General features: G+C 54.5%; 23 protein-coding genes and 1 pseudogene. 3 read left to right on the top strand and 21 right to left on the bottom strand.

Annotated elements, in window-relative coordinates; all coding sequences use genetic code 11:
* Positions 1-28: 28 nt before the first annotated feature.
* Entirely contained in the window at positions 29-724 is a 696-nt protein-coding gene (locus GA0061071_RS12765; RefSeq protein WP_088238363.1) for a pirin family protein, read from the bottom strand.
* 123 nt (positions 725-847) lie between these two features.
* Positions 848-1,885, bottom strand: a complete 1,038-nt coding sequence (locus GA0061071_RS12760; protein WP_088238362.1) for an oxidoreductase — start codon at positions 1,883-1,885, stop codon at positions 848-850.
* 311 nt (positions 1,886-2,196) lie between these two features.
* Here GA0061071_RS12760 and yhhY point away from each other — a divergent pair, with 311 nt between their 5' ends.
* Positions 2,197-2,688 (top strand): N-acetyltransferase, encoded by a 492-nt coding sequence (gene yhhY, locus GA0061071_RS12755; RefSeq protein WP_088238361.1) that lies wholly within the window; start codon positions 2,197-2,199, stop codon positions 2,686-2,688.
* Positions 2,689-2,723: 35 nt separating this feature from the next.
* Here yhhY and ggt read toward each other — a convergent pair whose 3' ends face one another.
* Positions 2,724-4,478: a gamma-glutamyltransferase gene (gene ggt / locus GA0061071_RS12750; protein ID WP_088238360.1), complete on the bottom strand. Its 1,755-nt coding sequence runs from the start codon at positions 4,476-4,478 to the stop codon at positions 2,724-2,726.
* Between the two features lie 121 nt (positions 4,479-4,599).
* On the opposite strand from ggt, the gene GA0061071_RS12745 reads away from it, so the two are divergent.
* A complete protein-coding gene (locus tag GA0061071_RS12745; protein WP_088238359.1) occupies positions 4,600-5,094 on the top strand; it encodes a DUF2756 family protein in 495 nt (164 codons plus the stop codon).
* Here GA0061071_RS12745 and ugpQ read toward each other — a convergent pair.
* The 12 genes and pseudogenes from ugpQ to livK form a co-directional block, all read right to left on the bottom strand.
* On the bottom strand, positions 5,091-5,831 hold the full coding sequence (ugpQ, locus tag GA0061071_RS12740) for a glycerophosphodiester phosphodiesterase (protein WP_061492832.1): 741 nt from the start codon (positions 5,829-5,831) through the stop codon (positions 5,091-5,093). The two genes, GA0061071_RS12745 and ugpQ, sit on opposite strands and share 4 nt — an antisense overlap.
* A complete protein-coding gene (locus GA0061071_RS12735; protein WP_088238358.1) occupies positions 5,828-6,901 on the bottom strand; it encodes a sn-glycerol-3-phosphate import ATP-binding protein UgpC in 1,074 nt (357 codons plus the stop codon). Before GA0061071_RS12735 ends, ugpQ begins: the two co-directional genes overlap by 4 nt.
* A gap of 1 nt (position 6,902) precedes the next feature.
* Positions 6,903-7,748 carry a sn-glycerol-3-phosphate ABC transporter permease UgpE gene (gene ugpE, locus GA0061071_RS12730; protein WP_061492830.1) on the bottom strand — a complete coding sequence of 282 codons (846 nt, stop codon included), beginning with the start codon at positions 7,746-7,748 and terminating at the stop codon, positions 6,903-6,905.
* Entirely contained in the window at positions 7,745-8,632 is an 888-nt protein-coding gene (ugpA, locus tag GA0061071_RS12725) for a sn-glycerol-3-phosphate ABC transporter permease UgpA (RefSeq protein WP_061492829.1), read from the bottom strand. Before ugpA ends, ugpE begins: the two co-directional genes overlap by 4 nt.
* 107 nt (positions 8,633-8,739) lie before the next feature.
* Positions 8,740-10,056, bottom strand: a complete 1,317-nt coding sequence (gene ugpB / locus GA0061071_RS12720; protein WP_061492828.1) for a sn-glycerol-3-phosphate ABC transporter substrate-binding protein UgpB — start codon at positions 10,054-10,056, stop codon at positions 8,740-8,742.
* 292 nt (positions 10,057-10,348) lie between these two features.
* Positions 10,349-10,507: a type I toxin-antitoxin system Hok/Gef family toxin gene (locus GA0061071_RS12715; protein ID WP_061492827.1), complete on the bottom strand. Its 159-nt coding sequence runs from the start codon at positions 10,505-10,507 to the stop codon at positions 10,349-10,351.
* Positions 10,458-10,565: pseudogene (locus GA0061071_RS23610) on the bottom strand (DUF5431 family protein); the annotation flags it as partial. The pseudogene GA0061071_RS23610 and the gene GA0061071_RS12715, both read right to left, overlap by 50 nt.
* Positions 10,566-10,775: 210 nt before the next feature.
* Positions 10,776-11,489, bottom strand: coding sequence for a high-affinity branched-chain amino acid ABC transporter ATP-binding protein LivF (gene livF, locus GA0061071_RS12710; protein ID WP_061492826.1), 714 nt, complete (start codon positions 11,487-11,489; stop codon positions 10,776-10,778).
* 16 nt (positions 11,490-11,505) lie between these two features.
* Positions 11,506-12,273: a high-affinity branched-chain amino acid ABC transporter ATP-binding protein LivG gene (gene livG / locus GA0061071_RS12705; RefSeq protein ID WP_061492825.1), complete on the bottom strand. Its 768-nt coding sequence runs from the start codon at positions 12,271-12,273 to the stop codon at positions 11,506-11,508.
* Entirely contained in the window at positions 12,270-13,547 is a 1,278-nt protein-coding gene (locus GA0061071_RS12700) for a high-affinity branched-chain amino acid ABC transporter permease LivM (RefSeq protein WP_061492824.1), read from the bottom strand. The genes livG and GA0061071_RS12700 overlap by 4 nt, the downstream gene beginning before the upstream one ends.
* Positions 13,544-14,470, bottom strand: coding sequence for a high-affinity branched-chain amino acid ABC transporter permease LivH (livH, locus tag GA0061071_RS12695; RefSeq protein ID WP_061492823.1), 927 nt, complete (start codon positions 14,468-14,470; stop codon positions 13,544-13,546). The genes GA0061071_RS12700 and livH overlap by 4 nt, the downstream gene beginning before the upstream one ends.
* Positions 14,471-14,524: 54 nt before the next feature.
* The gene (livK, locus tag GA0061071_RS12690; RefSeq protein WP_061492822.1) at positions 14,525-15,634 is read right to left on the bottom strand and encodes a high-affinity branched-chain amino acid ABC transporter substrate-binding protein LivK; all 1,110 of its coding nucleotides are present in this window, start codon (positions 15,632-15,634) and stop codon (positions 14,525-14,527) included.
* Positions 15,635-16,064: 430 nt separating this feature from the next.
* Between livK and panM the strand changes: the two genes are divergently transcribed.
* Positions 16,065-16,448: an aspartate 1-decarboxylase autocleavage activator PanM gene (gene panM, locus GA0061071_RS12685; RefSeq protein WP_061492821.1), complete on the top strand. Its 384-nt coding sequence runs from the start codon at positions 16,065-16,067 to the stop codon at positions 16,446-16,448.
* Between the two features lie 170 nt (positions 16,449-16,618).
* Here panM and GA0061071_RS12680 read toward each other — a convergent pair whose 3' ends face one another.
* From GA0061071_RS12680 to ftsY, 6 genes are all read right to left on the bottom strand, one after another.
* Positions 16,619-17,722 (bottom strand): branched-chain amino acid ABC transporter substrate-binding protein, encoded by a 1,104-nt coding sequence (locus tag GA0061071_RS12680; protein WP_061492820.1) that lies wholly within the window; start codon positions 17,720-17,722, stop codon positions 16,619-16,621.
* A 242-nt stretch (positions 17,723-17,964) separates the two neighbouring features.
* A complete protein-coding gene (locus GA0061071_RS12675; protein ID WP_088238357.1) occupies positions 17,965-19,230 on the bottom strand; it encodes a 4-aminobutyrate--2-oxoglutarate transaminase in 1,266 nt (421 codons plus the stop codon).
* A 257-nt stretch (positions 19,231-19,487) separates the two neighbouring features.
* Positions 19,488-20,345, bottom strand: coding sequence for an RNA polymerase sigma factor RpoH (gene rpoH, locus GA0061071_RS12670; protein ID WP_061492818.1), 858 nt, complete (start codon positions 20,343-20,345; stop codon positions 19,488-19,490).
* A 265-nt stretch (positions 20,346-20,610) separates the two neighbouring features.
* The gene (ftsX, locus tag GA0061071_RS12665; protein ID WP_061499729.1) at positions 20,611-21,669 is read right to left on the bottom strand and encodes a permease-like cell division protein FtsX; all 1,059 of its coding nucleotides are present in this window, start codon (positions 21,667-21,669) and stop codon (positions 20,611-20,613) included.
* On the bottom strand, positions 21,662-22,330 hold the full coding sequence (gene ftsE / locus GA0061071_RS12660; RefSeq protein ID WP_061492817.1) for a cell division ATP-binding protein FtsE: 669 nt from the start codon (positions 22,328-22,330) through the stop codon (positions 21,662-21,664). Before ftsE ends, ftsX begins: the two co-directional genes overlap by 8 nt.
* Positions 22,331-22,332: 2 nt before the next feature.
* Positions 22,333-23,721 carry a signal recognition particle-docking protein FtsY gene (gene ftsY, locus GA0061071_RS12655; RefSeq protein WP_088238356.1) on the bottom strand — a complete coding sequence of 463 codons (1,389 nt, stop codon included), beginning with the start codon at positions 23,719-23,721 and terminating at the stop codon, positions 22,333-22,335.
* Positions 23,722-23,840 lie beyond the last annotated feature (119 nt).

The raw sequence follows: 23,840 nt of genomic DNA, 5'->3' as shown, positions 1-23,840 counted from the left end.
GAAGGTTGCGTCATTTATTTAAGGCACATCAAACTGGCGGCAGGTCAAACAGCAGAATTTCACTGTCGCTATCGGCATGAACCGAGACAGCCTGCTCATCCCAGATTGCCAGACCATCGCTGGTGGTGGCTTTGGTGCCGTTAATGGTGACATCCCCTTTTACCACCTGGATCCACACGCGGCGATCCGCGGCGATCTGGTGTACCGACTGCTCATCTTTCAACAGTGCCCAGCGGTAAAGTTCCATATCCTGGTGCACTTTCAGAGACCCATTGCGTGCGTCCGGCGACAGCACCAGTTGTTTACCCTGCGCAGCATCAAAGCGGCGCTGCTCGTAGCGCGGCGTGATGCCGTTCGTTTCCGGAATGATCCAGATTTGGTACAGGCGCAGACGCTCAGTATCGCTTGGGTTGTACTCAGAGTGACGTACCCCGGTCCCGGCGCTCATAATCTGGAATTCACCCGCAGGCACCTGCTCTTTGTTGCCCATGCTGTCCTGGTGCTCAACGGCCCCTTCCAGCACATAGGTCAGGATTTCCATGTCTTTGTGCGGATGGGTGCCGAAACCCTGCCCCGGATCGATCACGTCGTCGTTAATGACGCGAAGCGCCGAGAAGCCCATAAAATTCGGATCATAATAGTTGGCGAAAGAGAACGTGTGCCAGGAATCCAGCCAGCCATGATTTGCGTGGCCACGGTCGTTTGCTTTGCGTAAGAAGATCATGTTTTTTACCCCCGTATGTTTTCGATGGGGTAAGTGTGGACGCAATCGGTCGGGGATCATAGAGGGTGAAAATTGACTCCTCTGTTCAAAAAATGTGAACAAGTTGTGAGGAGTCTTTTCAGGCTATTTTGCGAGGGTTACCGTGGCAGGTGACACCTGCTCAAAGGCACGCTCCAGCAGTTCAAGGTTGGTGAGAACTTCAGATTCCTTGACGTAATTTGGCGCGCCATTCACCAGCGTTTCATACAACGCATCGTAGACGCGGCCATAATCGCCTTTTTCCGGCGCGATCTCTTCCCGCACCGTTTCGCCCGCTGCATTCACATACTCAAGCACGCCAATGCTATCGTCTGCGGCAAATCCGGCCTCACCCGGCATGATATTGGCTTTCAGGCTGGTTTCCTGTTGATCGATACCGTATTTGATAAACGAACCTTTGGTGCCATGAACAATAAATTTGGGGTAGTCGATCTTCACCAGATGGCTGGTTTTGACGATGGCTTTCAAATCGCCATAAAAGAGTTGTGCTTCGAAGGTATCGTCCGGATTGGCCTTATTACGCAGACTACGGATGTCATACGCGGCATGATCCGGTCGGCCAAACAGAGAGATAATTTGGTCCATGGTATGAACGCCCAGACCGTAAAAGGATCCCTCCTGCGGCAAGCCGGGTTTGGTTTCCGCCACCGGGCGGTAATAATCAAAATGGCTTTCGATTTCAACGATATTGCCAAGCTTACCGCTTTCAATCGCCTTTTTGGTAGTCAGGAAGCAGGCGTCAAAACGGCGATTCTGATACGGCGTGACCGTCAGACCTTTGCGTTTCGCCAGTTCAAACAGGGTGATCGCTTCCGCCATCGTTGGCGTAAACGGCTTTTCCACCAGCACATTTTTACCCGCTTCCAGCGCTCGCTTTGCATAGTCGAAGTGGCTGTCAGCGTGGGTGCAGACGATCACCAGTTTGACCTGCGGATCATTAAAGATGTCATCAATATCGCTGGTAAAGTGAATATGCTGATAGTGCGGATGCTGCTCTTCTGGTTTAGGGTGACGCCGGAAAATATGCGCCACATGCCAGCTCGCTTTGCGGTTGAGTACGTAGGGAAGATGATAGCGAGTGGTGCTTTTGCCAAATCCAATGAATGCGCAATGTAAGGTCATGTTCCAGTCCTTGTTAAGGTGACTGCCATTACCATAGCGCAATCTTGCGGAAGTTGTCCCTGCATGGGGTCTTAAAAGACCGGCATGCTTGCGGCAAAAAAAAAGCCAGCACCCGGCTGGCTAAGAAAATACTGGAAGCAATGTGAGCAATGTCGTGCTTTCAGGATTACCGCTACGGTTTCCCTGAACGCATGGCAATAATAATCATTATCATTCGCACTTGTCTACTGATTTTTGCAAAAATTGGCAGTTGACGCTGCATCACAAAGCCAGGAATGTGTAAGGCACCCCCACAAACCAGGAGAAGCAGGATGAGTAAGATAGTGATACGCCATGCCGAAGCGCGCGATGCAGAAGCTCTACGCCAGTTTTATGCGCAACCTGAGGTGTATCACAACCTGCTACAGCTACCTCACCCGCCTGCTGAGCTGTGGGAAGATCGTCTGAAACCGCAGCCAGGCCGCCGCCAGTTGGTCGCCTGTATTGATGAACAGGTCGTCGGAAACCTGACGCTGATGTTGGAACAAAATCAGCGACGTAGCCATGTGGCCTTTTTTGGCATGGCGGTTTCGTCAGCGTTTCACAATCGCGGCGTCGCCAGTGCACTTATGCAGGAGATGATCAACCTGTGCGATAACTGGTTGCGCATCGAACGCATTGAATTGACGGTGTTTATCGATAACGCGCCCGCGCTGGCCGTGTACCGCAAATTCGGCTTTGAGATCGAGGGCACCGCTAAGCGTTACGCACTGCGCAATGGCGAGTATGTGGATTCTTACTTTATGGCACGCGTGAAGGGTTAAACGGAAACCTCTCCCCGGGTGGGGAGAGGTTTAAATCAATAACCGGCCGTTAAATCATCCACCGAACGCGGGTCAGACGCGCCATACAGCGTGCCATCCGGCCCGACCATAATGCTCTGCGTACTGCCCATCGCCTCTTTCACCACCACTTTCTGCCCGCGTTGCTCGAGCAGTTTTAGCGTATCCGGGCTGAAGCCTTTTTCCACGCGCAACTCATCCGGCAACCACTGATGATGAAAGCGCGGCGCATTGCTCGCTTCGGCGACGTTCATCCCAAAATCGATGCTGTTAACCACCATTTGCAGCACTGTTGTGATAATACGACTACCGCCGGGACTACCGGTGACCAGCCAGGTTTTGCCGTCTTTCACCACAATGGTTGGCGACATGGAAGAGAGCGGACGTTTGCCGGGGCCGACCGCGTTGGCGTCACCGCCAACCAGTCCGTAGACATTCGGTACGCCGGGTTTTGCGGAGAAGTCATCCATCTCATTATTCAGCAAAATGCCGCTATTCCCCGCGACAATCCCGGTCCCGAACGTGGTGTTCAGTGTATAGGTCACCGAAACCGCATTACCGTCTTTGTCCACCACGGAGAAGTGCGTGGTTTGGTTACTCTCATACGGCTCCAGCTTACCGGGACGGATCTGGCTGGAGGGCCGGGCTTTGTTAACGTCAATTTTTTCCGCAATGGATTTGGCATACGCTTTATCGGTGAGTGCCTGCCACGGCACTTTCACAAAGTCCGGATCGCCCAGATATTCAGAGCGATCGGCATAGGCGTACTTTTCGGCTTCCGCCATCACCTGCATTGCATCGGCGCTGCCAAAGCCATATTTCGCCATGTCGAAGTTTTCAAGAATATTGAGGATTTGCACAATATGGATGCCGCCCGATGACGGCGGCGGCATGGAGTAAACCTGGTAACCACGATAATCACCGCTGATGGGCGTACGCTCTACGGCTTTATAATTTGCCAGATCCTCTTTGCTGATAAGCCCGCCGTTCTTACTCATCTCTTGCACGATCTGGCTGGCAATCTCGCCTTTATAGAAAGCATCCGGCCCTTTCTCCGCAATCAGTTCCAGGCTTTTGGCGAGATTGCTCTGCACCAGTTTGTCGCCTTTTTTCAGCGGTTCGTCGTTTTTCCAGAAAATCGCTTTACTGTTTTCGTGGTTTGGCAACACTTCGCTGCCGTAGGTTTTCAGGCCGTCCGCCAGCGCATCATTCACCGTGATCCCTTGTCTGGCCAGCTTAATCGCAGGTTGAATGACTTTGTTCAATGGCAGAGTGCCGTACTTCTCCAGCGCCAGCGAGAACCCCGCAACCGTGCCGGGCGTACCGGAAGCCAGATGCGATGTCAGTGATTTTTTACTGTCCGGGTTGCCTTGATCGTCAAGAAACATATCGCGTGTGGCCGCGGCGGGTGCCATTTCGCGGAAATCGATAGCAGTAACCTTGCCATCTTTGGTGCGGATCATCATAAACCCGCCGCCGCCCAGGTTCCCGGCCTGGGGATGGGTGACTGCCAGCGCATAGCCCACCGCGACGGCAGCATCCACGGCGTTCCCCCCCTGTTTCAGGATATCCACGCCGACACGGGTTGCGGTCTCATCCACGGATGCCACCATGCCCTGCTTCGCCCGCACAGGATGGAAGACATCGGCTTCAACGCCGTATGAGACGGGCGCAGGTGCTTGCGTCGGTGGCGGCGCTGCGCCCGCGCTAAAACATCCTCCCGCGGTCAGCGCGGCGATGGCCACCCAGCGCGCAAACGTCTGTTTCATCATCGTTGTTCTCCGAATAGAAGGGCTACAGTTCCCGATTAAGTCTGGTTCACAACTCCTAAAAAATCATCGTCATGAATGAAACGAGGTAAACTTAGGAGAAGCCTCAAAGGAGGAAAGGACGATGAAACGATTACTGTTTGTGGCGGCACTGCTGCCTTTTGCCGCATTTGCACAGCCACTGAATACCACTAATAATCCCAACCAGCCGGGTTATGTGATCCCCAGCCAGCAGCGCATGGAAACGCGGATGCTTAATCAGCAACAACAACAGCAAGGAATGCTGAATCAACAGCTACAGACGCAAGCCCGTCAACAACAACAACACCTGCAGACCCAGTTAAATAACGACGCGCAACGCGTAAGGCAGGCCCAGTCGGGGGAGCTCGATCCCAGCCGCCAGCAACTGCTCCCCAATACTAACGGCGGCATGCTCAGCCAGGGGATCGGTAATGGTGGCAGGGTGAATATGCAGCAGCATATGTTGCCGCAGAATCAGAACGGCAATCAGCTCAGCAACGGAACAAATAATGCCGATACTGGAACACAGCAGCACATGTTGCCGCAAAATCAGAATGGCGGCCTGCTGCGTGGCACGCCGTCATCCACAACGCCTTAAAACGTAAAATCAGGGCCGATCTCGTCGATTTTATCGGTGCAGATACAATCTACGCCCCAGCGCAGCAACTCTCCCGCGCGTTGGGGTTCATTGACGGTATAAACCAGAATGCGTAAACCCGCTGCACGCAGCATCCGCGTGCGGGCTTCGTCCAGCAGACGATGATTCAGGTGAATTGATACGCACCCTAACCGGGTAGTCAGCGCCTGCCAGTCATCACGCCATTCATCCAGCAATAGCCCGCGCGGCAGCTCAGGCGCAGCCTGTTGCGCCGCTTCCAGTGCATCAATCTCAAAGGAAGAGAGCAGCGGGGGCGTCATGTCTGCCCAGAGTTCTCGCGCCGCCAGCGCCACCACTTTGCCCGTCAGCGGCCCGGTGCCGGTGGTGGGTTTGATTTCGATATTGGCCATCATGCCGTGCAGACGGCAGCGCTCCGCCACCTGAGAGAGCAGCGGCAACGGCTCACCTTTAAATTTCCCGCCGTACCAGCCGCCCGCATCCACTTTCAGCAAATCATTCCATGCCAGCTCGCCCGCCACGCCCCAGCCATTGCTGGTGCGCTCGAGGTTGTCGTCATGCAGTAGGAAAATTTGCCCATCTTTTGACAGCTTGGCGTCGAACTCAATCATCGTGTGACCGTAGCGAGCGCCGACATCAATCGCCGCCAGCGTATTTTCCGGCGCCAGTTTACCGCCGCCACGATGCGCGACGATGTGGGGATATGGCCAGTTACTCATACTCGTTGTCCTGTTTCACCATCAAATAAGTGGAGGTGATTTTCCGGCAGAGAGAGCCACAACGTGCTGCCTGCCGCCGGGCGCTCCTGATGCGCAAGACGCACCACCAGCTTCTGCTCTCCCCAGCGCCCATGCGCCAGGTTATCTGCGCCGAGCATCTCCAGCGTATCCATCACCAGCGGGATACCGCCGGCGGATTGTGAGCTTAACGCAATATGTTCCGGGCGGATACCCAGCGTCATTTTACGCCCGGCGTAACCGTGATAGTACCCGTTGATGGGCAGCGCCATACCGCTGTCCAGTTCAAAGTGGGTGCCGGCGCTACTGATACGACCATCAAGCAGGTTCATGGCCGGGCTGCCAATAAAACTGGCAACGAAACGGCTGGCGGGTTTTTCATACACCTCAACCGGCGTACCAATCTGTTCCGCCACACCTTTGTTCATCACCATCACCCGCTGTGCCAGCGTCATCGCTTCCACCTGGTCGTGTGTCACATACAACGAGGTGGTGTTCAGGCGACGGTGCAACTGTTGCAGTTCCAGGCGCATCTGTACACGCAGTTTGGCGTCGAGATTCGAGAGCGGTTCATCAAACAGGAATACCGCCGGATCGCGCACAATCGCACGCCCCATCGCGACACGCTGACGCTGACCGCCAGAAAGCTCGCGCGGGCGGCGTTTTAACAGCCCATCCAGTTCGAGAATACGTGCTGCTTCCGCCACGCGCCCGGCGATATGCTCCTTGCCCATACCGCGGATCTTCAGCCCCCACGCCATGTTCTCCTCCACACTCATGTGCGGGTAGAGCGCGTAGTTCTGAAACACCATCGCAATTCCGCGATCTTTGGGTTCCATTTCCGTAACACGCTGGGTATCGATCCAGATATCGCCGCTGGAGACACGCTCCAGCCCGGCGACCATGCGCAGCAGGGTGGATTTCCCACAACCGGATGGCCCAACCATAACAATAAATTCGCCGTCGGCGACATCCAGCGTCAGTGGCTGGATCACCTGGGTTTTACCATTGTCCCAACTCTTCGTAACCGCTTGTAATTTTAATCCTGCCATCTTATTTCTCACTGTCGACCAGGCCGCGTACAAAGGCGCGCTGCATGGCTAAAACGATAACGACCGGGGGGATCAGCGTCAGCAACATGGCTGCCATTACCTGGTTCCATTGCGTGGTGCCTTCGCCGCTGGCAATCATGCCCTTCACGCCCGCCACGGCGGTGCCAAGGTTCACATCGCTGATAATCAGCAGCGGCCACAGATACTGGTTCCAGCCGTAGATAAAGGTGATAACAAATAACGCCGCAAGGTTGGTTTTGGAGAGCGGCAGCACGATGTCGCGGAAAAAGCGCATCGGTGAGGCACCATCAATGCGCGCCGCTTCCATCAGTTCGTCCGGCAGCGTCATAAAGAACTGGCGGAACAGGAATGTTGCGGTGGCCGAGGCCATCAGTGGCAGCGTCAGGCCGGTGTAGCTGTCGAGCATTTTCAGGTTGGCGATCACTTCCACCGTCGGAAAAATGCGCACTTCCACGGGCAGCATTAACGTACTGAAGATCATCCAGAAAAACAGGTTACGCAGCGGGAAACGGAACCAGACGATGGCAAACGCCGACAGGATCGACACGGCGATTTTCCCGATGGTGATCACCAGCGCCATAATGAAACTGTTGGTCAGCATCAACCAGAAAGGCGCGCTGTTCACGCCGATACCGTTTATCCAGATATTGCGCAGGTTTTCCCACAGGTGCGTCCCGGGGATTAAGGTCATCGGGGTGTCATAGACCGCCTTGATATCCAGCGTTGCCGTCACAAAGGCGACATACAGCGGAAACAGCACCACCGCGATGCCGAGAATAAGCATGATATGGCTGAACAGGGTCAGGCCAGGGCGATTCTCAATCATTGGTAGCGCACCTTACTTTCAACATAGCGGAACTGAACGACCGTCAGCACAATCACCAGCACCATCAGCACCACCGACTGCGCCGCAGAAGCGGAGAGATCCAGCCCGGCAAAACCTTCACGGTAGATTTTGTAGATAAGCGTGGTGGTCGCCTGTACCGGTCCACCTGCAGTGGCAGCATCGATAACCGGGAAAGTGTCGAAGAAGGCATACACCAGGTTCACCACCAGCAGGAAAAAACTGACCGGTGCGATTAACGGTAGCGACAATGTGAAGAACCGGCGAACAGGCCCTGCGCCATCAATGGCGGCCGCTTCCACCAGCGAACGGGGGATCGACTGTAACGCCGCAAAAAAGAACAGAAAGTTGTAGCTTATTTGCTTCCACACCGAGGCGAACACCACCAGGAACATAGCCTGGCCACTATGTTGCGCATGGTTCCAGTCATAGCCAAAGTGTTCCAAAAAGTGGGTGATCAGCCCGCGCCCGGGATTGAAGAGGAAGATCCACAACACTGCGGCAACAGCAGGAGCAACGGCATAGGGCAGCAGCATCAGCGTTTGGTAAATCCGACTGCCACGCACCACGTTATCCACCAGAGCGGCAAAAAACAGTGACACGAGCAGACCGCTGAACGTCACCAGTGCGCTAAACCGGATAGTCGTCCAGAAGGCATCCAGATAATAGCTGTCGTGAAACAACGCCACGAAGTTATCCAGCCCAACGAACTGGCTGGAAAGCCCGAACGGATCGACGCTCTGCACCGAGTACCACAGCGCTTCGCCCGCAGGCCAGATAAAGAAAATAACCGTGATCGCCAGTTGCGGCGCAACCAGAAGGTAAGGTAGCCAGCGTGAACGAAACACCGGACGGGATGAGGACATAAATTAGCTCTGCTTGTGTTTGCCTCTCCCCTGCCCCTCTCCACCAGGGGCAAAGAGAAAAACACCCTCTCCCGGGTAGAGAGAGGGCCGGAGAGAGGGTGAGAAGATTAAGACTTAGTGGACTGCTCGAAGCGGCGCAGCAGTTGGTTACCACGCTCTACGGCCGCATCCAGCGCCTGCTGCGGGGTTTTCTTGCCGGTCCATACGCTTTCCAGCTCTTCATCAACAATGGTGCGGATCTGCGGCATGTTGCCCAGACGCAGACCTTTGGTGAAAGCCAGAGGCGGCTTGTTCAACATCTGACGGGTAGCGATATCCGCACCGGGGTTTTTGTCATAGAACCCTTGCTGGCGCGTCAGGTCGTAAGCGGCGGTAGTAATCGGCAGATAACCGGTTTTCTGGTGCCATTCGGCTGCGTTTTCCGGTTTCGTCAGGAAGTCGAGGAATTGCGCAACGCCTTTGTAGGTTGCCTCGTCTTTGCCCTGCATGACCCACAGGCTCGCTCCACCGATAATGGCGTTCTGCGGCGCACCTTTCACCGTGGCATCGTAAGGCATCATGCCGACGCCATAGTTAAATTTGGCGTAGTGACGAATATCTGCCAGCGACCCAGAAGACGCGGTAGTGATAGCGCAATCGCCGTTATAGAACTTCTCGGTGGACTCATCTTTACGTCCAAAGTAGCTGAATTCACCTTTCTTGTTCAGTGCTTCCAGCATGGCGATATGTTTCACCTGCTCCGGTTTGTTAAATTCCAGTACGGCGTCCGTACCGTCAAAACCGTTGTTTTTGGTCGCAACCGGCAAACCATGCCAGGCGCTGAAGTTTTCAATCTGTATCCAGCCCTGCCAGCCGCTGGCGTAGCCGCATTTCATGCCTGCAGCTTTCAGCTTCGCGGTGTATTCGGCGAGATCCTGCCAGGTTTTCGGCGGCTGGTCCGGGTTCAGACCGGCTTTTTTAAAAGCGTCTTTGTTGTAATAGAGCACCGGCGTGGAGCTGTTAAACGGCTGAGAGAGCAAATGGCCGGTTTTAGAGTCGGTGTAATAGCCGGAAACCGTCGGAACGAACTGGCTTTCATCAAACTTGATGCCTGCGTCCTGGAAGACCTGGTACACCGGCTTGATCGCTTTTGATGCCATCATGGTCGCGGTGCCCACTTCGTATACCTGCAAAATCGCCGGCGCGTTGCCAGTACGGAAGGCAGCGATACCTGCGCTCAGGCTCTGCTCATAGTTGCCTTTGTACACCGGTACGATTTTGTAATCCGGATGGGTGTCATTGAAACGTTGCGCCAGGGAGTCAACTTCTTTACCTAACTCCCCTTCCATCGAATGCCAGAATGGAATGGTGGTTGCGGCCAGGGCGTTGCCTGCAAAAACGAATCCCAGCGCCAGACCCAAAGCTGTATGTCGTAACGTTGTCATTATGCTCTCTCTTGTTATACGGGATGCGCGATATCACGCGTTTTGTGCTCGCGAGGTAACATGACATGCTCGAATGACAGAAAAATAATCTTTTAATTACAAATAAATGACAACCAGGCGTCAGGGAAATGTCGGTGGGATGATAGTAACGTGAAGGAAAAATGGCGGATTGCCAGAGGATAAGGGAAAGGGCTTCCCTGCTCGCAAAGAAGCCCTTTATAAAGGCGCTCAGAGGCGATGCCGGCAACTGTCGCTCCTGAAAAGGCAGGGATTGCTCCCTGCCTCCAGGTTGCTACTTACCGGATTCGTAAGCCATGAAAGCCGCCACCTCCCTGTCGCTATCCCTGTAGCGGATCTCGCACAGTGATTTTCGTGTCAGCCAGGTGAATATCACGAGTGTGAAACACACCATAAATACGCACCAGAGAAGAGTGTTTCGCGGAATTTTCATGGTTCACGCCTCCTTGCCTTGCGGCGGGTAAGAGGCTATCCTGATGTTGTTCAGGCATTCGGATGGCCTCGTGGTGGTTAATCAACATTAACTTACTACGGGGCTTTCTTCTTTCTGCCGCACAACTTTCTACCGTCATGAGGCAAAAAGCCTCAAGCGCCGCCCGCATCATATCCCATCAAATCCGCAGGCAGCATCCCGGCATGGCACTTTTCAGATAATAAAAAACCGGCCACTCGCGACCGGTTCAGATGTTTTACGCGAACGTTTAACCGCCCAGATAAGCACTGCGCACCGCTTCATTCGCCAGCAGCGCTTCACCGGTATCTTCCAGCACCACGTGACCATTCTCCAGCACATAGCCGCGATCGGCGAGCTTCAGCGCCTGGTTGGCGTTCTGCTCCACAAGGAAGATGGTCATCCCTTCTTCACGCAGTTGCTCAATGGTGTCGAAGATTTGCTGAATAATGATAGGTGCCAGTCCAAGCGACGGCTCGTCCAGCAACAGCAAACGCGGCTGGCTCATCAATGCACGGCCAATGGCCAGCATCTGCTGCTCACCACCGGACATGGTGCCCGCACGCTGAAGACGGCGCTCATGCAGACGCGGGAACAGCTCATACACCCGCTTAATGCGGGTTTGATACTGCTCGCTGTCGGCAAAGAAACCGCCCATCGCCAGATTTTCCTCAACGGTCATACGCGAAAAGACACGACGCCCTTCCGGGACAATCGCCACCGCTTCACGCATGATCTTCGCGGTTTGCCAGTCGGTAATATCTTTACCATCAAACACAACACGCCCACTGGTGGCGCGCGGATCGCCGCACAGCGTCCCAAGCAGCGTGGTTTTACCCGCACCGTTCGCGCCAATCAGGGTCACGATTTCCCCCTGATTAATATGCAGACTGACATCGTGCAGTGCCTGGATTTTGCCGTAGTGGGCGCTTACTTTGTCAAACGACAACATGACTTTTTCCATCTTAGCCTCACCCACCTTATGCTTCGCCCAAATAGGCGCGGATCACGTCCGGATTGTTACGAATTTCTTCCGGTGTTCCGTTCGCCAGCGGCGTCCCCTGGTTCACCACATAAATACGATCGGAAATGCCCATCACCAGTTTCATATCGTGCTCAATCAGCAGAATGGTGGTGTTGTGGTTATTGCGCAGCTCAACAATCAGCTCATCCAGTTCTTTCGTCTCTTTCGGGTTCAGACCGGCGGCTGGTTCGTCGAGCATCAGGATCTCTGGCTGCGTCACCATGCAACGCACGATTTCCAGACGACGCTGGTCGCCGTAGGCAAGGTTGCTCGCCTGGCGGTTAGCGTGCGCTAACAAACCAATACGATCCAGCCAGGTGGCGGCGCGATCCAGCGCTTCACTCTGCGCCCGGCGAAACGACGGGGTTTTCAGCAGACCAGAAAAGACCCCGGTCTTTAATTGCTGATGCTGTGCCACCAGCAGGTTTTCGATCACCGTCATTTCACGGAACAAGCGCACATGCTGGAAGGTGCGCACCACGCCCATCCGGGCGATTTCCTGACCCGGCAGCCCTTCCAGGTGCTGGTCACGCAGCATAATGGTACCGCCTGTCGGTTTATAGAAACCGGTGAGACAGTTGAACACCGTGGTTTTACCTGCACCATTCGGACCAATCAGCGAAACGATCTCTTGTGCCTTCAGCTCCAGCGCCACGTTGTTAACGGCGAGCAGGCCGCCGAAGCGCATCATCAGGCCGTTTACGGATAATAATGGCTGACTCATGCCTGCTCTCCTTTTACTTGCCCGTTTTTCAGTTTCAACTGCGGACGGGTCATCGGCAGCAAGCCTTGCGGACGCCAGATCATCATCAGTACCATCAAACCACCCAGCATCAACATGCTGTATTCATTAAAGTCACGCATCAGTTCACGGGAGACCACCAGCAGGATAGCGGCGAGGATAACCGCAAATTGCGACCCCATCCCCCCCAGCACCACGATCGCCAGTACAAATGCAGACTCGGCGAAGGTGAAGGATTCCGGACTGACAAACCCCTGGCGCGCAGCAAACAGCGTCCCGGCAAAACCGGCAAACGCCGCACTGATGGTAAACGCCGTCAGCTTGATGCGGGTCGGGCTAAGACCCAACGAACGGCAGGCGATCTCATCTTCGCGCAGCGCTTCCCACGCTCTGCCCAGCGGCATGCGCAGCAGACGGTTGATCACAAACAGCGTCACCACCACCAGCAGCAGCGCCACCAGGTAGAGGAACACGACACGATCGCCGGGATCGTATTGCACATTAAAGAAGTTGCTGAAGGTATCCCAACCGCCTTCACGCGCCGTCCGGCTGAACTCCAGACCAAACAGCGTCGGTTTCGGGATCTGGCTAATGCCGTTCGGGCCACCCGTAACTTCAGTATTGTTCAACAGCAGAATACGGACGATTTCCCCAAAACCCAGCGTCACAATCGCCAGATAGTCGCCACGCAGACGCAGCACCGGGAAACCAAGCAGGAAACCCGCGGCGGCGGAGACCAGACCGGCCAGCGGCAGGCAAGTCCAGAAACCGAGACCGTAATAGTGGTTCAGCAACGCAAAGGTATACGCGCCAATCGCGTAGAAACCACCGTAGCCCAGCACCAGCAGGCCAGAGAGACCCACCACTACGTTCAGGCCCAGACCGAGAATGATATAAATCATTGTCATGGTGGCGATATCCACCGTACCGCGCGACACCACAAACGGCCACGCCACGGCAATCACCAGCAGCGCCAACAGGAACAGCTTCTGTTTTACCGTTGAGCCATCAATAGCTGGCAGAATAAACTTCGGCCCGGAGACACCCTTCAGTGATTTCTGGAACATCGGGCGCAACAACTGGAAGAAAAAGACCACCGCCGTGCCGATAAATACCCACTGCCAGCGAATATGCGCAGCGGTGTTCACCACCAGTTTGGTCCCGTCCAGTTCCAGTTGGACGCCCATAAAGACGCTCGCCAGGATGAAGAACAGCGCAGCAGAAAGCAGCGCCATCGCAAAATGCATCGGTTTCATACTTTTTCAACCTCCGGGCGGCCAAGGATACCGGTCGGCATCACCAGCAACACCATGATCAACAGCGCAAACGACACCACATCTTTATATTCGGTACTCAGATACGCCGAAGAGAGGGATTCCGCCACACCGAGGATCAGCCCGCCGATCATAGCGCCAGGAATACTGCCGATACCGCCGAGCACTGCCGCGGTAAACGCCTTCATCCCCGCCATAAAACCGATGTAAGGGTTAATAACGCCATAGAACTGGCCCAGCAGCACACCCGCCACCGCCGCCATTGCTGCGCCGATCACAAAGGTCAGCGCAATCACGCGGTCAGTATTGATGCCCAGCAGGCTTGCCATTTTTAAGTCTTCCGAACAGGCGCGGCAAGCGCGCCCCATGCGGGAATAGCGGATGAACAATGTCAGCGCCAGCATGGAGATAAACGTCACGATCCAGATAACCAACTGCATGGTGGTGATGCTGGCAGAAAAGTTTTCACTGTGACCGACTACCCACTGGCCGTTAAACAGGCTTGGCAACGCCACGTCACGGGAACCTTCGGTCAGGCTGACGTAGTTTTGCAGGAATATCGACATACCGATGGCGGAGATAAGCGCAATCAGGCGTTTGGAGTTACGCACCGGGCGATAGGCCACCCGTTCAATGCTCCAGCCGTAAGCGCTGGCTATCACTATCGCCCCGACGAAACCGGCCGCCACCAGCAACCAGCTGGAGTCGATGCCCATCATCATCAGTGCAGCGATAATCATAAAAGAGACATAGCTACCGATCATGTACACCTCGCCGTGGGCGAAGTTGATCATACCGATAATGCCGTAAACCATGGTGTAACCAATGGCGATCAATGCATAGGTGCTTCCCAGCGTGACGCCGTTAAACATCTGCTGCAAGAAGTAAAGAAACTGCTCGGACATAACATAACCTTCTTAAATCTCTCCAGACGTTGCGCCCGGAGAGAGGGATGACAGTTATTTCGCCACGGACGACGAACCATCGGCGTGCCATTGGAAAACGCCAAAATCAAATCCCTTCAGATCGCCTTTTTCATCCCAGTTCAGCGGCCCAATCACGGTTTTAGCCCCGTTGGCTTTTAAATCTTTGATCAGCGCCAGCGGCTCGGCGCTGCTGCTCCGCTCAAGCGCGGTCGCCAGCGACTGTACGGCGGCATAGGTAATCCACACATACGGACCGCTCGGATCTTTTTTCTCTGCTTTCAGCGCATCGACGATGCCCTGATTCGCAGGATCCTGGTCATAGCGTTTCGGCATGGTAACCAGCATGCCTTCCGCTGCATCCCCCGCGATATTGGACAGCGACGCGTTGCCCACACCTTCCGGTCCCATAAACCGGGTTTTCAGGCCGTTGGCGCGAGCCTGACGCAGCATCTGCCCCATCTCAGGGTAGTAACCACCGTAGTAGACAAAGTCGATGTTTTCTTTTTTCAGGCGTGCAATCAGCGCAGAAAAGTCTTTTTCACCGGCGGTAATACCGTCGAAGAACACCACATTCGCTCCGCCCGCTTTCAGCCCGTCCTGAACGGAACGTGCGAGGCCTTCGCCGTACTGCTGTTTATCATGGATGATGGCGATGCGTTGCGGCTTCACCGTATTCAGGATGTATTTTGCAGCAGTCGGCCCTTGCGAGGAGTCCAGCCCGGCAGTACGCATAATGTGCTGATAACCGCGCTGGGTCAGTTCCGGATTGGTCGCGCCAGGCGTGATCATCAGAATGCCTTCGTCTTCATAGATATCGGAAGCAGGCTGCGTTGATGAGGAACAGAGGTGACCAATGACATATTTCACGCCGTCGTTAACGATTTTGTTAGCGACAGCAACCGCTTGTTTCGGATCACAGGCATCGTCATATTCCATCGCAACCAGTTTGTCGCCTTTGATCCCGCCTTTAGCGTTGATATCGTGGATTGCCTGCCGCGCACCGTTAAACTCCATGTCGCCCCACTGCGCAACAGGACCGGACATCGCACCTACAACCGCGACTTTAATCTCTGCCGCCATGGCCGCGTGAGACATCGCAAGTGCAACCATCCCCGCGATCGCTGTCTTCGCGTTCCTTCTCATTCTTTTAAATCCCCACTTGTCGTGATGTTGTGTAAATATTTTGTTTTTTTATGGTTAAAAAGCATTCTGTACTTTTAATGTACAACGCTATTTTTACCAGTGCCTTTAATGGTTTAGCGCAGTTTTTTGGCAAAAACCAGACTAAATCCTCTATTTTTCAGGCGATTAAGCAGAGATAATATTCTGTATTTAATCGGAGATAAACAAAAAAAGGCCAAGCTTCAGCATAAAATAATGGTACAAAGAGCGGAATAAATCACTACTGATCAGGTTAAAATCCTGTCTGTTTTTCGATCTCCAATGTTTCACGCTACCCCGAAGGCTGCGGCAAAATTATTCGCCTGTTAGATGAAAAATAAAAAACTAACAGACCCGGCCAAACGAAATTGTTTACACTCACACTATCTTTTGCATTTTGGACAAGCTGTACATGAAATTGACTATCATCCGACTGGTGAACTTTACCGAGCAGGATCATATTGATTTAGCGAAAGTCTGGCCGGAATACTCTCCCGCGTCGCTCGACGTGGACGACACGCACCGCATCTATGCGGCGCGCTTTAATGACAGGTTGCTGGCCGCCGTACGCGTGACATTACGCGGTACCGAAGGCGCACTGGATTCACTTCGCGTGCGCGATATCACTCGCCGTCGCGGTATCGGGCAATATCTGGTCGAAGAAGTGATGCGCGATAATCCGGCGATAACCAGTTGGTGGATAGTGGATATTGGTGTGGAAGACAGGGCCGTGATGGCCGCCTTTACCCAAACACTGGGCTTCACCGCACAAGAAAACGGCTGGGAAAAACGCTAAAAAAAGCCGGATGGGAAGATCTCCATCCGGCTTAGAAGAACGCCCTGCCCGGGAATATGGCGTCCCAGGCAGGTTGCTACTCTCCCCCGGATACCTACAGAGATAAGTAAACGGGGTAAGCGAACGCAGCCAGTGCGCCTGCGGCACGAAAGGCTGCAGTCAGTTCAGGCTTATTTCGCGTCGGTTGCCGTGCCGTTAGCATGCCAGGTGAAGACACCGAACTCAAAACCTTTCAGATCGCCTTTCTCATCCCAGGACAGCGGCCCCATTACGGTATCCACTGAGTGCCCTTTCAGCCAGGTTGCGATAGCTGCCGGATCGGCAGACTGATTCAGGCCAGCAGCCAGCGACTGCAGCGCCGCGTAGGTGGTCCATACGAACGCGCCGCTCGGATCCTGTTTCTTGCCTTTGATCGCGTCCACAATCGGTTTGTTTGCCGGGATCTGATCATAGTTCTTCGGCTTGGTCACCAGCATGCCTTCCGCAGAGTCGCCTGCAATATTAGACAGGGAAACGTTGGCGACCCCCTCCGGGCCCATGAATTTGGTTTGCAGACCTGCTGCGCGTGACTGACGCAGGATCTGACCCATTTCCGGGTGATACCCGCCGTAGTAGACGAAATCGATATTTTCTTTCTTCAGGCGCGCCACCAGCGTAGAGAAGTCTTTCTCACCCGCGGTGATACCGTCAAAGAACACCACGTTCGCGCCGCCTTTTTTCAGCCCGTCCTGCACAGCGCGCGCCAGGCCTTCGCCATACTGCTGCTTATCATGAATAACCGCGATACGCTGCGGCTTCACGCTCTGCAGAATGTATTTCGCGGCGGTCGGCCCCTGATCGGAGTCCAGACCGGTGGTGCGCAGCGTCAGTTTGTAACCACGGCTGGTCAGCTCTGGTGCCGTCGCTGCAGGCGTGATCATCAGAATGCCTTCATCTTCGTAGATATCAGACGCTGGCTGAGTGGAGGAGGAGCACAGGTGACCGATTACGTATTTGATCCCGTCGTTAACCACTTTGTTGGCAACCGCTACCGCTTGTTTCGGGTCGCAGGCATCGTCATATTTCACCGCAACCAGTTTGTCGCCTTTGATCCCACCCTTCGCGTTGATATCGGCAATTGCCTGCTCAGCGCCGGTAAATTCCTGGTCACCGTACTGCGCAACCGGACCGGACATTGCACCTACAACGGCAACTTTAATATCTTTGGCGAATGCCACGTTGCTCATTGCTAACGCAATACATCCCGCCAGTAACGCTTTGCCCTTCATTTTCATCCTGAGATTCCCCATTGTTATGGTGATTGCTATTTGTTGTGATGTTGTTGTTTGACACATTATTTTGCTTATACACATAAGCAAAGAATATGATAGTAGTTATTAGCGATTCTGCCCGTGCACTGGCAGCATACTCTGCTAAAACATACCCCAATTTTCAGAATATGGAATAACAATTTTGAAGGTTGTGCGACAGCGTGATGACCGTTTGTGGAAAAGCCGCCCATAAGGCGGCTAAATAATTAGTGCGTCAGCGACTGCTGGAGAATATCCAGCGCTTTACGGAACTGGACTTCCGGAATGGTCAATGGATAGAGGAAACGGATCACGTTGCCGTAAACGCCGCAGGTCAGCAGTAACAGCCCTGCCGCCAGCGCCTTATCCTGCACCTGTTTCGTAAATTCTGCCGACGGTGCGCCGGTGTTCGGATCGTTAAACTCCACCGCCACCATCGACCCCTGCGCACGAATCTCCGCGATATAGGGGCACCGCGTTTTGGCGTTGTTCAACACTTCCACCAGATGTTTACCCAGGTGATTAGCGCGTTCGCACAAATCCTCTTCTTCGATAACATCCAGCACCGCATGCGCTGCCGCCACCGCCAGCGGGTTACCTGCATAGGTGCCGCCCAGCCCGCCAGGTGCAGGAGCGTCCATGACCTCCGCGCGTCCCGCAACCGCCGACAGCGGCAAGCCGCCCGCCAGACTCTTCGCCATGGTGATCAGGTCAGGTTTAACGTCGTAATACTCCGAGGCAAAGAGTTTGCCGGTACGGGCAAACCCGCTCTGGACTTCATCGACAATCAATAAAATACCGTGGCTATCACACAACTTACGCAGCGCTTGCATAAAGTCCGCAGGTGCGACATTAAAGCCTCCTTCGCCCTGTACCGGTTCCAGCAGGATAGCGGCAACCTGATCCGGTGCGATATCGGCTTTAAAAATGCGTTCGAGGCTTTTCAGCGCATCGTCCGTGCTCACGCCGTGCAAGGTGTTTGGGTACTGCGCGTGGTAAATCGAACCCGGGAACGGGCCAAAGCCGATTTTATAAGGGGCGACTTTGCCAGTCAGGGCCATGGTCATAAAGGTTCGGCCATGGAAACCGCCGCCGAAGGTGATAACACCCGGGCGCCGGGTATATGCACGGGCGATTTTCACCGCGTTTTCCACCGCTTCCGCCCCCGTTGAGAAGAACGCTGTTTTGGCCGGGCCAGTGACCGGCACGCGCGCATTGATGCGCTCCGCCAGTGACACATAGCTTTCGTAAGGCACGATTTGGTAGGCAGTATGCGTAAATGCCTGCAGCTGTTTTTCTACCGCCGCCATCACTTTCGGATGGCGATGTCCGGTATTCAGCACTGCAATACCGGCGGCAAAATCGATCACTTCGTTGCCTTCCACATCCCACAGCGTGGCGTTCTCCGCTTTTTCGGCGTAAAACCCGCACATCACCCCAATTCCACGCGGCGTCGCCTGTAAACGGCGTTGATGTAATTCGTTATTTTTCACCTTGATGTCCCCTGTCTGTGTATGCCCGCTTACCAAGTATATAGCGCCTTTAGCAATGCGATATTTCACTCAGTTTCGCGCAAGCGATGGAACACCGACAGGACAGCTTTTATGTTGCGATGTGACAGAAACAAAAAGTGGTGAATGACGGGACGAAACGGCGGGATAACATGGGATGAAGGCGAAGACAGGAACAAACAGACAACAAAAAGCCGGGAGAGGCTGACGCCGTCCCGGCTTGTTTCACTGCAATTCGCTTACGCTTCGATAGCGGCGCGCAGTTTTTTCATCGCGTTCTTTTCTAACTGACGCACACGCTCGGCAGACACGCCGTAACGGTCGGCCAGCTCCTGCAACGTGGACTTATTCTCTTCGTCCAGCCAGCGGGCGCGAATAATCTGCTGGCTACGTTCGTCCAGCCCCTGCATCGCATCGACCAGTTTGTTAGCGGCCTGCTCTTCCCAGTTATCGTCTTCAATGCCGTCGGCAAAGTTAGACGATTTATCCTGCAGATAAAGCACCGGTGCCATTGGCTGGCTGTCTTGCGCATCGTCATCAGGCGACATATCAAAGGTCATGTCCTGGGCGGCCATACGCGATTCCATTTCACGCACGTCTTTGCTGGTTACGCCCAGCTCACGGGCAACCATTTCCACTTCATCCTGATTGAACCAACCCAGACGCTGCTTGGTTTTACGCAGGTTAAAGAACAGCTTACGCTGTGCTTTTGTGGTAGCGACCTTCACGATACGCCAGTTGCGCAATACGTACTCGTGGATCTCAGCTTTAATCCAGTGTACGGCGAAGGAGACCAGGCGCACGCCCACTTCCGGGTTGAAACGACGCACGGCTTTCATCAGGCCGATATTACCTTCCTGGATCAGATCCGCCTGCGGCAGACCATAGCCCGAGTAATTACGAGCAATATGAACAACAAAGCGCAGGTGAGACAGAATCAGCTTTTTGGCTGCTTCCAGATCGCCCTGGTAATGCAGCTTTTCAGCCAGTGCCCGCTCTTCATCAGCCGTCAACATCGGCCATGCGTTAGCGGCCCGGATATACGACTCCAGGTTACCAACAGGGGCTAAAGCTAAAGTTTGCATTTCTTTGGTCATTCAAATCCTCTCAATTCACTTTCAACTGGCGGCGGTCAGTCCCCATCAGGCAACAAACATGCCAGCGTTTTTGAGCAACGAGAATAGCACTCACAGTTTTATCAGACAGTGATTTTATCCACAAGTTCCCTGTAGGGTTGTGAATAAATTACGCACAAATTGTGACATCGGGATGAAAAAACCGTGGCAAGGAAGATCAAAGGAATCCGTATCCTTCCCGGCAACGGAATTCTGCATTGCCGGGAAAGAGTATACCAAAATTTTTCTAATCCGGAGTAAAGTGACGTAAATGTTGCACTGTCGCCAGCCAGGCCGCGACCCAGCCAATCATAGAGCACACCAGCAGCAACAGCAGGCACTCATCGAACGACAACCCGCTCAATTCAAACTGGGTGCCAAAGACTTTCGCCACTTCAGTCACCGCCGATGACAAACGCATCACCAGGATTTCCGACAGGATCAACGACAGGAACGCGCCGGAGAAGCCGAGCAGCGCACCGCCATACAGGAACGGGCGCAGAATAAAGCCATCCGTTGCGCCAATCAGTTTCTGCACGTTGATAGTGTCGCGGCGGGCGAAGATACTCAACCGCACGCTGTTGCCAATCACCAGGAAGACAGCCGCCACCATCAATACGCCAATCATCGCCGACACGCGCCCCACCAGCCCGGTGAGTGACGCCAGGCGCGCAAACCAACTATCATCCATGCGTACTTCATCAATGCCGTGGATACGGGAAATGCGGTCACGCAAGGTGTTAAGCGAATCGGGCGTCTGGAAATCAAGTTTCGGCACCACGACCGCCACCGCAGGCAAGGGGTTCTCTTCCAGCATATCCAGTGCGCCACCGAAACCGGACCAGTTGCGGAACTCGCCAAGCGCATCCTCGCGGGAAAGATAGTTCACCTTTTCAACTCCCTGCTCCGACTGCAACTGCCCTACCACCTGCTGAGCAGCGTTATCATCCAGCGCCTTGTCGAAGTAAACGGTGATCTGCGGAGACGGATAGTACTGCGAGGCCGCCTGGTTGACGTTTTTGTACACCATGTAGCAAACGCTGGGCAGCGTCAGAGAGATGGCGATAACCATTACCGTCAGGAAGGTTGCCAGCGGTTTACTTTTCAGATCCTGCAAAGCGCCGTGCCAGGCGTAGCGCACCTGCTCGTTAAACACATTGCTCTTACGCGATGGCGCTTTGTTCGCCGCTTTGCCACGACGCGGCGCATTACGGTTGCTGTCGCCAGAAGAACCAGACGCTTTACGGAAACGGTCAAGCTTGCTGCCAAACTGCCGGATCTGGTTTAGTGCATCACGCTTATTCACCCGCATGGCCTCCGTGCAAATGACCGTCGCTCAGGCTCAGCATGCGATACGAACGCCGGGAAATCAGTCCCAGATCGTGCGTCGCCATCAGCACTGTCACCCCAACGCGGTTAAATTCCTCGAACAGACGTAAGATTCCTTCCGACAGCGCGTCATCCAGGTTGCCGGTCGGTTCATCCGCCAGCAGCACGGCAGGCTTATTCACCACCGCACGGGCAATCCCTACGCGCTGTTGTTCACCACCGGAAAGCTGAATGGGAAAGCTTTTCGCTTTGTCGAGCAGACCCACTTTATCCAGCGCCGCAGAGACGCGACGACGAATATCATCGCCGCTGGCGCCAGCAATGATCAGCGGGATCGCCACATTGTCGAATACCGTACGATCCATCAACAGATGGTGATCCTGAAAAATCATGCCGATTTGGCGGCGCAAAAACGGCACTTCGCGGTTCTTCAGACGGGTAATATCATGGCCGCCGAAAAGGATTTTCCCGGCGCTGGGCCGCTCAATCCCGCAGATAAGCTTCAGCAGGGTGCTTTTCCCCGCACCGGAATGCCCGGTCAGAAAGGCCATCTCGCCCGGCTGCAGGTGAAAGGTCACCCCCTGCAGCGCTTGTCTCCCACCGAGATAGGCTTTGCTGACGTGTTCAAAGCGAATCATTGTTAATCCTCTCGGGCAAAAAGTGCCTCAATAAAATCGCCCGCATTAAACGGACGCAGATCCTCAATACGCTCGCCGACACCAATGTAACGGATAGGAATGCCAAACTGATCCGCCACCGAGAAGATCACGCCCCCCTTGGCCGTACCATCAAGCTTGGTCAACGTAATCCCCGTTAACCCTACCGCTTCGTGGAACAGTTTGGCCTGGCTGATGGCATTTTGCCCGGTGCTGGCGTCAATCGTCAGCATCACTTCGTGCGGCGCATCTTCGTCCAGTTTTTTCATCACGCGGACGATTTTCTTCAGTTCTTCCATCAGGTGCGATTTGTTCTGCAAACGCCCTGCGGTATCGGCAATCAGCACATCCACATTACGCGCCTTCGCCGCCTGGATAGCGTCAAAAATCACCGAGGCGGAATCCGCGCCGGTATGCTGAGCAATCACCGGAATATTATTGCGCTGGCCCCACACCTGGAGCTGTTCCACCGCTGCCGCACGGAAGGTATCCCCCGCCGCCAGCATGACCGATTTGCCCTGTTGCTCAAACTGACGCGCCAGCTTACCGATGGTGGTGGTTTTCCCCACACCATTCACGCCAACCATCAGGATAACAAACGGCGTTTTGCCTTCGACACTGAGCGGCTCATCCACTTTTGCAAGGATCCCGCTCATCTCATCTTTCAGCAAACCATACAGTGCTTCGGCGTCGCGCAGTTGTTTGCGGCTGGCGCCTTCTGTCAGATTGGTGATGATTTTACGCGTGGTTTCCACGCCCACATCCGCAATCAGCAGTTGCTCTTCCAGCTCTTCAAACAGATCATCGTCGATCTTTTTCCCGCGGAACAGACTGATAAATCCGGATCCGAGATTCTCTTTTGTTTTCAGCAGGCTGCGTTTAAGACGCGCAAAGAAACCCTCTTTCGTCGGTTTCTCCTGTTCAATCGCCGTCTCGTCCACCGGCACCACCACAACCGCTTCTTCAGCCGCCTGCGCCGCCAGCGCCTGGGCTTCCAGCTCTTCGTCGCTCAGCGGTGCGTCGTTGTCTTCAGCATCAACGTGCGCTTCCGCGTGTGGTTCAGCTTCCGACAGCCACTCTTCAGCGCCGCTCTCCTGCTCAACCACCTCTTCCGGCAGCGGCAGCTCTTCGTGTTCAAGCTGCGCGCGCGTCTCTTCCGCTACCGGTTCCGGAGACGGTGCTTCGTGGCTGAGCGTTTCGCTTACCGCTACGACCTCTTCGGCGAATTTTTCACTGTCGGCAGGCTCAGCTACCGGCGTCTCGTCAACCGGCTGCTCAGTGACAGGCTGTTGTTCGGTTTGCGCCTCATCGGCCTGCTCTTTCTGCCCAAAGCCAAGCCAGGAAAAAAAGCCACGTTTCTTCTCATTTGCCATTGGCGACCACACTCCTCGCGATTGATTCATGGCGCAGCCCGTCTGCACGACCAGGACTGAAAACATTTGTTAATTAGTCGGATAGTCTACCACTTTCCTGAACTCGCATCACGACTTGA

This window comes from Kosakonia oryzendophytica (genome assembly GCF_900094925.1).
GTDB classification, from domain to species: Bacteria; Pseudomonadota; Gammaproteobacteria; order Enterobacterales; family Enterobacteriaceae; genus Kosakonia; species Kosakonia oryzendophytica.
Note: the sequence above shows the minus strand (reverse complement) of the source record. Positions and strands in the feature narration are given on the sequence as shown.

Bases quoted from the DNA above. Each gene is read 5' to 3' on its own strand.
- ugpQ (WP_061492832.1), bottom strand. From the start codon at position 5,831: ATGAGTAACTGGCCATATCCCCACATCGTCGCGCATCGTGGCGGCGGT.
- ugpB (WP_061492828.1), bottom strand. From the start codon at position 10,056: ATGACAACGTTACGACATACAGCTTTGGGTCTGGCGCTGGGATTCGTT.
- livG (WP_061492825.1), bottom strand. From the start codon at position 12,273: ATGAGTCAGCCATTATTATCCGTAAACGGCCTGATGATGCGCTTCGGC.
- GA0061071_RS12680 (WP_061492820.1), bottom strand. From the start codon at position 17,722: ATGAAAATGAAGGGCAAAGCGTTACTGGCGGGATGTATTGCGTTAGCA.
- ftsE (WP_061492817.1), bottom strand. From the start codon at position 22,330: ATGATTCGCTTTGAACACGTCAGCAAAGCCTATCTCGGTGGGAGACAA.
- ftsY (WP_088238356.1), bottom strand. From the start codon at position 23,721: ATGGCAAATGAGAAGAAACGTGGCTTTTTTTCCTGGCTTGGCTTTGGG.
- ggt (WP_088238360.1), bottom strand. From the start codon at position 4,478: ATGATGAAACAGACGTTTGCGCGCTGGGTGGCCATCGCCGCGCTGACC.
- GA0061071_RS12760 (WP_088238362.1), bottom strand. From the start codon at position 1,885: ATGACCTTACATTGCGCATTCATTGGATTTGGCAAAAGCACCACTCGC.
- GA0061071_RS12715 (WP_061492827.1), bottom strand. From the start codon at position 10,507: ATGAAAATTCCGCGAAACACTCTTCTCTGGTGCGTATTTATGGTGTGT.
- GA0061071_RS12765 (WP_088238363.1), bottom strand. From the start codon at position 724: ATGATCTTCTTACGCAAAGCAAACGACCGTGGCCACGCAAATCATGGC.
- livH (WP_061492823.1), bottom strand. From the start codon at position 14,470: ATGTCCGAGCAGTTTCTTTACTTCTTGCAGCAGATGTTTAACGGCGTC.
- ugpE (WP_061492830.1), bottom strand. From the start codon at position 7,748: ATGATTGAGAATCGCCCTGGCCTGACCCTGTTCAGCCATATCATGCTT.
- rpoH (WP_061492818.1), bottom strand. From the start codon at position 20,345: ATGACCAAAGAAATGCAAACTTTAGCTTTAGCCCCTGTTGGTAACCTG.
- GA0061071_RS12735 (WP_088238358.1), bottom strand. From the start codon at position 6,901: ATGGCAGGATTAAAATTACAAGCGGTTACGAAGAGTTGGGACAATGGT.
- GA0061071_RS12700 (WP_061492824.1), bottom strand. From the start codon at position 13,547: ATGAAACCGATGCATTTTGCGATGGCGCTGCTTTCTGCTGCGCTGTTC.
- ugpA (WP_061492829.1), bottom strand. From the start codon at position 8,632: ATGTCCTCATCCCGTCCGGTGTTTCGTTCACGCTGGCTACCTTACCTT.
- GA0061071_RS12745 (WP_088238359.1), top strand. From the start codon at position 4,600: ATGAAACGATTACTGTTTGTGGCGGCACTGCTGCCTTTTGCCGCATTT.
- panM (WP_061492821.1), top strand. From the start codon at position 16,065: ATGAAATTGACTATCATCCGACTGGTGAACTTTACCGAGCAGGATCAT.
- livF (WP_061492826.1), bottom strand. From the start codon at position 11,489: ATGGAAAAAGTCATGTTGTCGTTTGACAAAGTAAGCGCCCACTACGGC.
- yhhY (WP_088238361.1), top strand. From the start codon at position 2,197: ATGAGTAAGATAGTGATACGCCATGCCGAAGCGCGCGATGCAGAAGCT.
- livK (WP_061492822.1), bottom strand. From the start codon at position 15,634: ATGAGAAGGAACGCGAAGACAGCGATCGCGGGGATGGTTGCACTTGCG.